Raw genomic sequence first — 12334 nt, 5'->3', positions numbered from 1 at the left:
TGGACTGATAGTCTATCCGACTGAGACCGTATATGGTCTGGGTGCAGATGCACTCTCTGATTATGCCGTTCACAGGGTGTATGAAGTCAAAGGCAGGCCACTGGGAAAGCCGATCTCGGTTGCCGTCTCTGATGAAGAGATGATGGCTGCAATAGCAGAGGTATCTGATGAAGCATGGGAATTTATCAGAACATTTCTCCCGGGGCCGGTAACAGTCGTTCTCCCGGTAAAAAGCTGTCTGCCACCCGTTCTCTCCGGAGGCACAGGGAAGATAGGAATACGAATGCCCCGGGACCAGATCACCCGCGATATCATTGCAGAACTGGATGCCCCGATCACTGCCACCAGTGCCAATATTTCAGGGACGATGGCACCGGTATCCAAGGAGCAGGTAAATGTAACGTATGACCTCTTCATTGAAGGAGGGGAACTCTCCGGGACACCCAGTACGGTTGTTGACCTTGAGGCACGCCAGATTCTGCGCCCCGGCGATGACATTGAAAAAATAGCTGCTTATATCAGAAATCTGGAGTGAACAGATATGAAACCAATACGGTTACGCGATTTTATCGAAGACAGGGATGGAAGGATATACGCAGTAGCAGCATATGACAATAATGAAAAGGCAGGCGGTATTCTCCGGTATGTGCCCGATGAAGACGGTGAACGGAGAGGCCCTGACGGGACGAAATACCGGAAACTGGATTTTGAAGATGCGTTTGCATATATTGCAGAACATAAACCTGAATACCTTGATACGGTGCATCGCATCCCCCATGCGGATATTGCACGTGTGATGAAACCCGAAGAGGAGATCATCCATGTGGCGGCTTCAAATGAGCGGGTAATGCGCCTGCTCCCGGTATTAAACGTCTCGATTGAACAGATCGGATGCACGGGATCTCTGCTCTGCGGTCTTGAAAACGAATCGTCAGATATTGATATGGTGGTCTACGGTTCTGCATGGTTTACCGCACAGGAGAATCTCCGGAAGGCAGTGGAGAAGGGCGAGGTCTCCGGTCTTTCAGAAGAGATGTGGGAAAAGGTCTATCGAAAGCGTGTTCCGGAGATCGATTACGAGACATTCCTTGCGCATGAAAAGAGGAAATGGAACCGGGGGGAGATAGACGGGACATACTTTGACCTCCTCTACACCCGCTCATATGAGAATATTGGTTCCGCGGGTGTTCCCAAGGGGAAGGTCTGCGGCAAGAAGACGATTGAAGCGACGGTGACGGATGCGTCGCTGGCCTTTGATAACCCCGCTGTCTATACTGTCGACCATGATGAGATCAGTAAGGTGCTGTCCTTTACGCATACCTACAGCGGGCAGGCCCGTGAAGGAGAGGTCATTGAAGCAACCGGCGTGGTCGAAGAGCATGGCGATACCAAGTGGCTGATTGTCGGTACCACACGGGAAGCAAAGGGCGAGTTGATTATATCAAAGACGCTGATTGAAGCCCTTTGAATCACTTTTTTAAGATGTGAAACCCTCTGGATTAATCTTTTTTAAAGAGGTCACTCAGTTTTTTTGGTCCTGACACCGTACATGCATCGGCGATGAAACATCCTTCACAGGGTGCGTTCCGGGGTTTTCGGGGAACCATGCCTGCGTCTATTGCGTCGGCAGTCCGTATCGCCTGAAGAGCGCGGCGGCGGTCACGCGGTTCGGGGACACAGGAACGGGTGATGCCGGAGGCCAGGTATTCAAAAATGATTTCGGAAGGAGAGAAGCCCAGCGTCTCTTCAATACAGACAACAAAGCAGGCGGCCCGGATACGGTCGGCCCCCCAGACACCTGCTTCCGGTGCCTCGGTTACCCGCATGAGGGCGCATCGGGGGGGGCTGCCGGGGAGAATACGGTCAAGAGTGCCCCCTACGCCGAGGCGAACGGATGAGACACGCACATCATATTCATCTGCGGGTTGCCAGTCAGTCTCTGTGCAGGCATCCACCCAGGTTTCGAGCACCGGTTGCCAGTCATCGCTGATCTCAGGTGAGACAAGTCTGATGTCTTCCCAGAGGACGGCGGCATCCAGGGAACGGCCCAGTGCATACGAGAGTTGTTTTGCAACCGTATACCGTTCGGGTTCGGCCTGTTCGAGTGATTTCATCAGTTCGTAGCGTACAGGACAGGCGTGGCACGCAACGATGGATGAGATGCTTTTTTGCCGCATGATGTATCAACAGATCCCGAATTAACAAAGGGTTATCTGGAGAGCCGCATATAAATATTGGTATGACGAAGCGTGAAATTGCAGTGAATATTCCAAATGATCTGGACCCGGTCTATGCCAACCGGATTCAGGTTGCCTATAAAGATGATGAGTTTACGTTCGTCTTTCTTCACGAATTTCCGGGAACAAACCAGGCCCGTGCCAAGGCGATTGTCTCGATAAGCCCGAAACACGCCAAGAATTTTAGTCAGGTGCTGCAGAAGAGTGTGCAGGATTTCGAGGCCAAATTCAGTGAGATCAAGACGGAAAGTCCGGAGAAGCAGGAAGACCCGAATGTTACGATTCGCGGGTATTCCTGATCTTCAGTCCAACAAACATTCACACCAAAAATATACAAATTTAACAAACATACAAATTTCAAACATCCATATTAACACATCACACCAAAACGCCACCTTTATTATTTTTCAGCGTCAAATGAAGTAGGCATCTGGGAGATTCAATAATGTTCGGTTGTTGGTTTTGCCGGTTGTTTCTCAAACACAGTGCCGTTGTGGCTTAGAGGTATAGCGGCTGATTCGTAATCAGCAGGTCGGGGGTTCAATTCCCTCCAACGGCTTTCTTATTTTCAGGGTGCAATGCCTTCTTCAGACTGTTTTAAAAATTATTCTGGACCTCTCTCTTGCGGCTGCGACCTATGACTCGCGTCATTTTGGACAAATATCTGTTATCAGCAGCCAAATAGTGCTCAAATAACACATCCTGCCGACCTGCGCCCCGGAAAATATGTCCACACAGAAGGCCGGAGCGGGCCGTTCTCGGTTGAGACAACCGATACGTCCTCCCAAAATATCCGTCAATAGCGACCCCTCAATAGTCCGCAATAATCCATATTTTGACCAAATAAAAGGCATTACTGCCGTCATTTCCCGCCAGAAAAAAAGAGCAAAAAATACGTTCATTCTGCCCCCCAATTGCCCCAGACAGGGGGTCAAAAAGGATGGATAGAGGATGACAAAAAACAGGTGGAACAGGAGCCCCCGTTTCCGATATTCATACGGTTGTTTTTCATCTTTACACACGTGTTATTTGTTTAATTTCCGCATGAAAATGGAAAGTAATGCCCAGTATGGCCTTGATCAGGCAATTCCAGCATGTATGTACGATCCGTCTCTACGTTTTCACCCCCGCCGGATTCACAGAGACACAGACCCTTCCTGCTGCAATGATCAGACATGCTGTGTGTTCCTCCAATCGCATGAAAACTTCCCTTACTATCTGTACACTTCTCTCTATACTGTACTTCTTTAGAAGAATAAGGACGAATACGGGATTTGTATGGAGCCTCCACGTTTTCACATTGTGGGTGAAAACCGGGTGAAATGATGAAATCATCCAGACCGGAAAAAACCGTGCAGAGACCACCTCACCACGGCCGACCCGCCGGAACCGGGCAAACGGGATGCAGTATAATGTGAGACCTGTCCATGTTGCGATGAGGATGGCCCGGCCCGGACATGTGCATGGGTCTTTTGAGGGGAGGGCATGGGGGGATGAGATGAGCAGAACCAGCCAGGCCTTGATGACGGCCCGTTCATTCTCCTTGGTTTTTGTTCTGGCAGCATTTCTACAGAGCCATAATACGTACAAAACAAGGTTCGCCATCGAAGCGTCGTATCGCATCAGAAACAGTGTGAAATGTAAAACATCGTCCAAAAATGTGGTGATTCACTATCTGTATGCTGTGATCGCTCTGCTGCTCAAGAATGTCTGGGTCACCCTGCAACGGAACTACTTCTCTCCAATGAAGAGAGGGGCAAGAACTGTTGATGAGGACCGGTTCAGGTTTGATCGGTTCAGAATACTTGTCTGGGAAGGTATACAAAAGGTGTTGAGACCAGTCACAGAAATCCCTGTTTTGCGATCGTCTGTTTAGAGATTCGAGGATAGTGAAGCGAATTATGAATTTCCTATTGGAGGTAAATTAGAGAACTACTGGATTCAGAGGGCATTCATCGACAGATAATAGAAGAAATTGGGGCAAATTCGGTGATACCCGTCAGAAAATGGAACGGGTAAATACCAACAAGAGATGTATTCTAAATTCGATGATGAACGATATCGTGAAAGAAATAAAGTCGAAACAGCATTCTCAGTCATTAAAAGAAAATTCGGAAAAGTGCTGAAGGCACGAAAATATCGATTTCAGGTCAAAAAGGGATCAAGATCAAAGTGATCCTCCATAACCTTACGAAAGCGGTTCAATCTATTGTTTTAGTTGTTATATTTGAGGAATTCAACAGAGCCAATAACACATCCAAATGATTATGGCAACTCTCTGCCAAGTTACCCGATTATGGAAAATCTTCCGGATGATTCGGGGAGAATAAATCTTGCGATCATTGTTCTGATTGTAATTCTGGTCATGTTCTCTGCATTAATCATAGGATTTTTTAGTTTCACCGCATCTGAGAGTGCACAATCGGTTTACATCTACGAACTGAAACTTTCCACATCAGGATCGATTGAAGATGTAACCCTTCTGATTCCTGTTCCTTCCTATTACAATCCGGATTCCGGAAATAATGAGACCGTCATCAATATGTCCCGTGTCAGTTTCAAAAACGTTGACAGGAGCAGTAGTATATCTGCAACAATTGAGCAGGTAAACGGCATTCCCATGCTGAATATATCGGCTGACCGGATAACCACTCTATACAAGAACCGTATTGAACCGATTGCGATTATGCCGGGACAAAACGAGTCAGAACTTCCCCGGCCAACCCACATGTATTCCGAAAACTATTCAGAAGAGACGCCTCTGCTGGTTGCAATGGAGCTTCACATGTACGATAGTGATGCCGGGCACGAGATTGATACCAGAATGCCTTTCGGAAAGGAGCCTCTGTTTATGCCTTACCGGATTCTGGAAAACATCAGCAGTCCCGACGGAGTCATGCATGAAGACTACTATCTGAGTGGAGGGGCTGTTGGTTCTGTCGTTGAGGTGCCGTTCACCCTCTCATACACTTCCGATGATGAGAATGTCCTCACCATCTCTTCAGAATTTGAGGGAATAAACCAGTGGTGGGTAGGGGGCTGGCAGTCCAATTCATACCGGGAGAGAATAAACCATGAGTTCATTGGAGAGTCCAACGGCACATACTGGGTGAAAGGTATTCTGACAACCAGTGAGGGTGTCTACTGATCGGTCCGGAGACCTTCTCTTTTTCCGCGTGCGGATGCTACATCGCCCAACAGACACCATCCCGCCGGAGTACGGGCCTGCAGCCCGAGGTGGTGGCTTCTCCCGCCTGTGGGATGTTTACCTTTTTTGACCGACATACGCCTTCCAAACGTTCATCATTCTGCCTGATGATATGAATTGTCCCGCTTGTGAACAGAACAAGTGGAATTGCGCTTAGTCAATTGAATCGGAATAGTTATCCCCTGATTCCGACAGACACTCAGAATACGGGAGACTGACATGGGCATAGCAGAATATTTCAGATTTGATCAATACGGCACCGATCTTCGCACCGAAATTTTGGCAGGGGCTGCGACGTTTATGACGATGGCATACATCATCGTCGTCAACCCTGCAATCCTCCAGGCCGCGGGCATGCCCTACGGGCCTGCGATGGTTGCAACCATTCTTTCAGCGGTGTTCGGGTCTGCACTCATGGGTCTCTACGCCAACCGCCCGTTCGCAGTGGCACCCTATATGGGAACAAACGCCTTCGTCGCCTATACCGTGGTGGGGGTGCTCGGCTACTCCTGGCAGACCGCATTGGGCGCCGTCTTTCTTTCCGGTGTCCTCCTCTTTCTTTTGACCATCACCGGGGGCCGCACCATCCTTGCCCATGCCGTGCCAAAGAACCTGAAATACAGCTTTGTTGTGGGTGTCGGGCTGTTCATCTGTTTCATCGGGCTTACCACATCGGGTATTGTGGTGGGAGGAGAGGGAGGCAGCCTCCTGCAGGCAGGAAACCTCACGTCCCCTGTTGTTCTTCTCGCTCTCGGCGGGTTCCTTTTGACGTGTCTTCTCATGGTACGTAAGGTGCGTGGTGCTGTTCTGATAGGAATTCTCGCTACTGCCGCAGCCGCATTTTTAACCGGTATTGCACCTCTGCCGGATGCCATCGTCTCACTCCCCCCGAATCCCGCCCCTGTTCTCCTGCAGCTTGACATCATCGGTGCCCTTTCATGGGGCATGGTCTCGGTGCTTTTGACGATGTTTACGATGGACCTCTTCTTTACGATGAGCGGGGCCCTTGGCATTGCAACGCAGGCAGGACTGACCGATGAAAACGGTGACCTGCCGGAGATAGAGAAGACCTTTGCATCAGATTCGCTTGCCACCATCGCCGGAGCCCTCTTCGGGACGACAACAGCAGGTGTATTCCTGGAATCCGGTGCGGGTACTGCTGCCGGAGGGCGCACCGGTCTGGTGGCGCTGACCGTGGCCGTCCTCTTCTCACTCGGACTCTTCTTCTCTCCGCTCTTTGCAGCCATTCCCGCTGCTGCGACCGGGCCCGCACTCATCATCGTCGGGATGCTCATGCTCAGCCCGCTTTCAAAGATTGACTATCACGACTACACCGAACTCATTCCCGCATTTGCAGTCATTGTGATGATGATCTTTACCGGGAATCTGGGTGTTGGTCTCTGTGCGGGATTTGTGCTCTTCCCGGTCTTCAAGGCTTTCACCGGACGGGTAAAAGAGGTGCATCCCGCAGGCTGGGCGCTGTTTATTCTCTGCCTGCTATTTTTTGTATTCTATCCCTACTGATTTTTTCAGGGATGTTCTCTTTTTTGGCCCTGGATAAATTCCTCCATCCGGTTAAGCAACAGTTAAATAACCCCCAAAATGGCCTGCACCCTGGAAAATCGTGTCCACACAGAAGCCCGGAGTGACCCTTTCTCAACTGGAGACAGCCTATACATCCTCCCAAAACACCTGCCAATAGCGACCGCTCAGTATTTCGTAATCAACCGTCATTTTAGCAAATAAAAGGCATTACAGCCGTATTTTTCCGGCAGTAAAAAAAAGCAAAAAATACGTTCATTCTACCCCCCGATTCCCCAATACAGGGGGTCAAAGAGGGTAACAAAGGGCGACAAAAAACAGGGGTGAGGTAGTAGAGAGCCCTTTTTTCGCATACAAACCGATACGTTCGTTCGGGGGGGGGAGCTGACCGGTAGCGATCATGACCACCGGGCCGAGAAGTGACCATGAAAATCCCCTGATTAATCTTCAGATCAGACTTTTTTTCTCAGTGCGGTCACAACACCATGGCACTTGCATGCGGTTCCGATCCATGCCGTATCTGCCTCACAGATATCTTCCATGGCTGCAAAGATATCCGAACATCGGATATACCCGAGGCCGGGGCCGCACTGTCGGCTTTGAATAATGACTGTAATGTGAGTATCTGCTCCTTCAGGAACTGCTCCGGAGAGATGGTTTCGGAGCAGTGACCAGAGGGGCAGATCACGCCGCTCACCGGTAACGGGGCATATCGGCGGTTCAGGGCAGTCGGGGTTGCAGAGCCGATCCGGGTTGAGCGAACAGTAGATGTCTGCGCCATTTCTGCCGACAACTAATCGTTCCGGGATGCGTTCGGAGATTTCATCGGCCCCTGCCGGTTCGGGTTCAAATTCGGCAAGTTCAGAGAGGATGCCTGCAGAGACATGCACCGGTACGGTTGGAAAGATTCTTTCCGGCCTGTGTGTTGCAACTATTTGTGCGGCTTCTGCAATCCCGCCCGGTATGAAACAGGCTTCCTGCTGCCGTTCTTCAGGATCAGATATCTGTTCCAACGTGGCAACAGGCAGTCCATAATTTTTTTGGACACTGCAGGACGGATCATTGTCGATTACGATGACCGGCCCGTCTGTTTTCCGTATTTTTGCCAGAGCACGTTCCCCGTAGGTGCCTCCGCCGATGATAATATCCAAAATCTGCCTCCCTTCTATACAGTCTGTTTCTTCTGAAATTCATTAAAACATCTGAAACGAATGCACCCGTTAACGGAAAACGGGAAAGATAAAAGAAAATAATCCTTCAGGACAATACCTGATCGAATGATTCCCGCCATTATTATCGCAGGCACCCACAGCGGATGCGGCAAGACCACCATATCAGGTGCAATAATGTCCGCTCTTGTGAAACGGGGGCTCAAAGTCCAGCCGTTCAAAGTGGGCCCTGATTTTATCGACCCCACCCATCACACCGCCATCTGCGGGAGAAGTTCGAGAAACCTTGACCCGTATATGATGAAAGAGAAAGGGGTCATTGACACATTCAGGCAGGCATCCGGTGGTGCGGATATTGCGGTGATTGAAGGTGTCATGGGTCTTTTTGACGGACTTGAAGGAGAGGATACCGGCAGCACCGCCCATGTCTCAAAGATACTCGGCTGCCCGGTCATTCTTGTCGTTGATGCAAAAGGCGCCTCACGCAGTGTCAATGCCATGGTGAAGGGATTTGCCACATTTGATCCGAATGTGAAGATTGGCGGAGTCATCTTCAACAGGGTCGGAAGCAAAAGACATGCAGAGATGATCCGGCAGTCTCTCATGGCACCGGCATTCGGGTATATCCCCTGGGAAAAGAACAAAAGCATCGAAAGCAGACATCTTGGGCTCCGGATGGCACATGAAACCAGTGCGATTGACGAGTTCAGGGATATCCTGGAGGAGAACTGTGATATCGATGCAATCATAGACCTGGCAGAGAGCAGTTTTAATGAAAGATACTGTGAAACCGAAGGGACAAGTCAGGCACATCCGGTCAGAATAGGGGTTGCGTATGATCAGGCATTCAACTTCTATTACGCCGATAATTTTGACATATTACGAAGACATGGTGCCGAACTGGTCTTCTTCAGCCCCCTCACGGACAGCCTGCCTGATGTTGATGCCCTGTACTTCGGCGGCGGATATCCCGAACTCTTCTGCGCTGAACTGGAACGTTCACCCTGCAGGGCTGATGTAAAAAAGGCTGCAGACTCAGGCATGCCCATATATGCAGAATGCGGAGGTCTGACCTATCTTTCCGAGAGTATCGAGATGGACGGAAACAAAACAAAGATGTGCGGGGTCATACCGGCCGAGACCGTTAAGATGGACCGGTTTCAGGCACTGGGATATGTGGACGCAGAGTCTACGGCTGCAGACTGTCTTCTTCCACGGGGAACGGTCTACCGCGGGCATGAATTCCATTATACAAAACTGCACGTCGCTTCAGATGTCAGATTTGCCCTTGAATTAAAGCGGGGCCGGGGTATAGAAGACGGCAAAGACGGAATTTACATTCAGAATGTCCTCGCGGGATACACCCATGCATATTTCACCGAAAAATTAGCGTTGGGACTGGTACACAAAATACGCTCGCTGAAATAACGATCATCAGATCAGGTTCACAAACAGGGATGTGGAAAAGGGACTCTTGTTTCAAACCTGAACCATACCTGATTTCAAAATGTATGTTTCATTCTCTGCGACTGATTTTTTTGAATTCAAAAAAGCTCTTTTCCTAAATTTCTTTTGCGTGAACTGAGCCAAATTCTGTTTTTGTCTCCCGTCTATCCGAAACGCAGACCATCAAACTTCATGAAAATACTACAGAGTTTTTCTGTCAGGTGAATGACATCTTCAAAAAAAGAGGTTGGGCAGCGGTACACCGTGCCCAATGTTTCTGACTCCCTGACACATTTCAGGTGAGGCAGGATTGTGATATTGGTATTATGTCTTCTTCCACCGGATACCCACGAAGACGGCACTGATAATAATGACCACAATGAGAATCGGGACAATGGGAGTGCTGGTAGTGCCTGTCTCGCCATTCTCATGGGTGACTTTCTCCATCACCTGGCCGGAGACGCCAACATCAGGTGGTGCAACCTGCGGAGCGGCGGGCTCCTGTAGGTTTTCACCATAGCCACCTGTGACCGTCGTGTTGGCAACGGAATCTGCGCCGGTCTGTGCGTTATCCTGCTGCAGCGCTGTATCTCCCGCTGCTACTTCTGTCGCTTTTTCTTTCAGAACTTCAGCTGACGGGTCATCAGAATCCCCGGAGTCATCCGTCTGCATCCCGTCAATTACACCCTGAATATAGTCGGAGAGGGCGATGTTGCCGCATGTGTGGTGACAACAGGTCACACCGTTTGTCTGGACAGACTGCTGGAATTCACTTGCAAGTGTCTCCAGTGCCTCACGGTTTGCATCCCAGTAACCCTTTCGTGCGGTCTCCATCATCCGTCCGACCATGGACTGATAGGCATAGGGATTTTCGGCGAAGAACTCTTTGAGGCCGAGATTGTGCTCGTCTTCAATATAGACGTCATAGACCCTGTCCCAGATATCGCTCGTGATGATCTCAGGGTTTGTCACCGTCCATCCCCAGAGGTTCTCCAGGAATTTCTTGTCCATGTAGCGTGCCCCTGCATAGCCGTGTTCCATCATCCCTTCAATCCACTTTGGATTGAAGTAGCGTGCCTCCAGTTCTTTCAGGATATACTCTTTGAGGGTGACGGTCTGCGGCACACCAACGGTGCGGAGATCGGTGATGAACATATCCGGTTCTGTGCCTGATATTGATTTGATCACCATAGAGAGGGCGCCGAAATACTGGAAACAGTCATCGTTGTCAACCAGCCCGTAGAGATTCGAACTCCTGCTGTGAACTGCGACATCCACCTCCCCAAGGTTGTCCCGGAAGAGATCTCTGTTCGGTTCGCCCCACTCTTCACCATTGTAGACATATCCCAGTTTGCTGAGATAGAGATCAACGAGTTTTTGTTCATCGTCCCATGTGTCACTGGAATCAATCGCACCGGAAAGGCCGGTGCCGTAGGAACCTGGTGCTGCAGAGAATATTCTGGACATGGAGAGGCGCCGGGCGGTCTCTTCATCACATCCTCTGCTTATAAGGGCTGCATACAACGCATCGCTGTTCTCTTTTACATAGTTTGGATAGCTGTCCCCTTCGGCCTGTGCGGCAAGGCGGACAGCATCGTCGAGCATTTCAATTTTGTCTGAGAAGGTATCCCTGTACAACCCTGATGCGATGAAGACCACATCAATTCTGGGTCGTCCGAGTTCATCTGACGGGATGAGTGCCACGCCCTTGATTTTTCCCTTTTTCCAGACGGGTTTAATTCCAAGCAGAGAGAGTGCCTCGGACTCGGCGATACCCTCATGGCGCATCGATTCGCATGCCCAGAGGACGAATGCGGCTTTGTCAGGATAGGCGCCGCCGTGTGCTGCCTGGTACTGCTCCAGCATGCTGTCGGCCATCTGTGAACCAACGTTCCATGCCTCCTCTGTGGGCATCAATCGTGAATCAAAGGAGTGGAAGTTGTTGCCGGTGGGCAGGCTCTCAGGGCTTCTGACCGGATCGCCGCCCGTTTTTGGCGGGGTATAGCCGCCGTCGAGTGCATTGATGATCGCGGGAATTTCAACGGAGCACGCTTCGATATCCCCGGCGTAGCTGACTGCAGTGTTCAGTCCTGCTGTCACGGCAGCTGAGGAATCTCCGAGAACGGTGTTCTGTGCCGTTGCAGGAGCAGTTCCGTTGATAATTATAGTCCCACACCATACTTTTATTAATAACCCCGTCGAACATTGGCTATGCCCAGGCCAGTGCAGATCCTTATTGAAAGGCACCTAACATCTGAAGACATCAGTCTTCGAATAAAATCCCTAGAAAAAGATACGAAGGTATTGAAAAGATTATATTTCATAAAATATCGATATGAGGGCTATAGTGTCGAAAAAGCAGCCCAATTAGTGTGTGTTTCACATAATACAGCTTATATCTGGCAAAGAAGGTGGAATGAATTTGGCTACGAGGGTTTAATTCCAAAATATGCCGGTGGAAAACCCTCGAAACTTTCAGATAACCTAAGTTTGCCAGTTTGAGTTCATTCGCCTGAGCAAACTATCCGCTACAGCGATCAAAAATTTTCATTTTTTGTCCGGATAATCTATTTGACAGTTAGTGAATTTCACTCACTCAAATCATGAAATCCCCCAATTATGGCTTAAAATCATCGTGTTTATGGCATCAAAATTCGAGTAGATGTATGTTTTCGTCTTTCGTTTCCACGAATCAACGGTAACTGTCAAATCCGATAAGGATTTTTTGATGA

The 12334-nt window shown here is 49.6% G+C and carries 11 protein-coding genes, 1 tRNA gene and 1 pseudogene; 9 read left to right on the top strand and 4 right to left on the bottom strand.

The window, feature by feature from the left end; all coding sequences use genetic code 11:
• Positions 1-535: L-threonylcarbamoyladenylate synthase (locus MKMG_RS08570; protein WP_165077311.1), on the top strand; the 535-nt coding region annotated here is incomplete at its 5' end.
• 6 nt (positions 536-541) lie between these two features.
• Positions 542-1468 carry a DNA polymerase subunit beta gene (locus MKMG_RS08565; protein WP_165077309.1) on the top strand — a complete coding sequence of 309 codons (927 nt, stop codon included), beginning with the start codon at positions 542-544 and terminating at the stop codon, positions 1466-1468.
• A 31-nt stretch (positions 1469-1499) separates the two neighbouring features.
• On the opposite strand, the gene MKMG_RS08560 is transcribed toward MKMG_RS08565, so the two are convergent.
• Positions 1500-2177 (bottom strand): Dna2/Cas4 domain-containing protein, encoded by a 678-nt coding sequence (locus tag MKMG_RS08560; RefSeq protein ID WP_165077308.1) that lies wholly within the window; start codon positions 2175-2177, stop codon positions 1500-1502.
• A gap of 62 nt (positions 2178-2239) precedes the next feature.
• On the opposite strand from MKMG_RS08560, the gene MKMG_RS08555 reads away from it, so the two are divergent.
• Together MKMG_RS08555 and MKMG_RS08550 are read left to right on the top strand one after the other, a co-directional pair.
• Positions 2240-2536 carry a DUF3467 domain-containing protein gene (locus MKMG_RS08555; RefSeq protein WP_165077306.1) on the top strand — a complete coding sequence of 99 codons (297 nt, stop codon included), beginning with the start codon at positions 2240-2242 and terminating at the stop codon, positions 2534-2536.
• Between the two features lie 188 nt (positions 2537-2724).
• Positions 2725-2796 (top strand) — tRNA-Thr (locus tag MKMG_RS08550).
• Positions 2797-3350: 554 nt separating this feature from the next.
• Here MKMG_RS08550 and MKMG_RS08545 read toward each other — a convergent pair.
• Positions 3351-3860, bottom strand: a complete 510-nt coding sequence (locus tag MKMG_RS08545) for a hypothetical protein (protein WP_165077304.1) — start codon at positions 3858-3860, stop codon at positions 3351-3353.
• 315 nt (positions 3861-4175) lie between these two features.
• Here MKMG_RS08545 and MKMG_RS11600 point away from each other — a divergent pair.
• From MKMG_RS11600 to MKMG_RS08535, 3 genes and pseudogenes are all read left to right on the top strand, one after another.
• Positions 4176-4502: pseudogene (locus MKMG_RS11600) on the top strand (IS5/IS1182 family transposase); the annotation flags it as partial.
• A gap of 31 nt (positions 4503-4533) precedes the next feature.
• Positions 4534-5385: a hypothetical protein gene (locus tag MKMG_RS08540; RefSeq protein WP_165077303.1), complete on the top strand. Its 852-nt coding sequence runs from the start codon at positions 4534-4536 to the stop codon at positions 5383-5385.
• Positions 5386-5664: 279 nt separating this feature from the next.
• Positions 5665-6969: an NCS2 family permease gene (locus tag MKMG_RS08535; RefSeq protein WP_165077301.1), complete on the top strand. Its 1305-nt coding sequence runs from the start codon at positions 5665-5667 to the stop codon at positions 6967-6969.
• Between the two features lie 470 nt (positions 6970-7439).
• Here MKMG_RS08535 and MKMG_RS08530 read toward each other — a convergent pair whose 3' ends face one another.
• Positions 7440-8138 carry a hypothetical protein gene (locus MKMG_RS08530; protein ID WP_165077299.1) on the bottom strand — a complete coding sequence of 233 codons (699 nt, stop codon included), beginning with the start codon at positions 8136-8138 and terminating at the stop codon, positions 7440-7442.
• 126 nt (positions 8139-8264) lie between these two features.
• On the opposite strand from MKMG_RS08530, the gene MKMG_RS08525 reads away from it, so the two are divergent.
• Positions 8265-9584, top strand: a complete 1320-nt coding sequence (locus MKMG_RS08525) for a cobyrinate a,c-diamide synthase (protein WP_165077298.1) — start codon at positions 8265-8267, stop codon at positions 9582-9584.
• A gap of 342 nt (positions 9585-9926) precedes the next feature.
• On the opposite strand, the gene MKMG_RS08520 is transcribed toward MKMG_RS08525, so the two are convergent.
• Entirely contained in the window at positions 9927-11849 is a 1923-nt protein-coding gene (locus MKMG_RS08520) for a cobaltochelatase subunit CobN (protein WP_165077296.1), read from the bottom strand.
• On the opposite strand from MKMG_RS08520, the gene MKMG_RS08515 reads away from it, so the two are divergent.
• Complete coding sequence (locus MKMG_RS08515; protein WP_254059145.1) at positions 11814-12104, top strand: helix-turn-helix domain-containing protein; 291 nt, start codon at positions 11814-11816, stop codon at positions 12102-12104. The genes MKMG_RS08520 and MKMG_RS08515 overlap by 36 nt on opposite strands.
• The last annotated feature ends 230 nt before the right edge of the window (positions 12105-12334 follow it).

Origin of the sequence: Methanogenium sp. MK-MG (assembly GCF_009914725.1) — an archaeon.
In the GTDB taxonomy this organism is placed as follows: domain Archaea; phylum Halobacteriota; class Methanomicrobia; order Methanomicrobiales; family Methanomicrobiaceae; genus Methanogenium.
The sequence above is the reverse complement of the archived record's forward strand: the minus strand, read 5'-3'. Positions and strand labels throughout refer to the sequence as shown.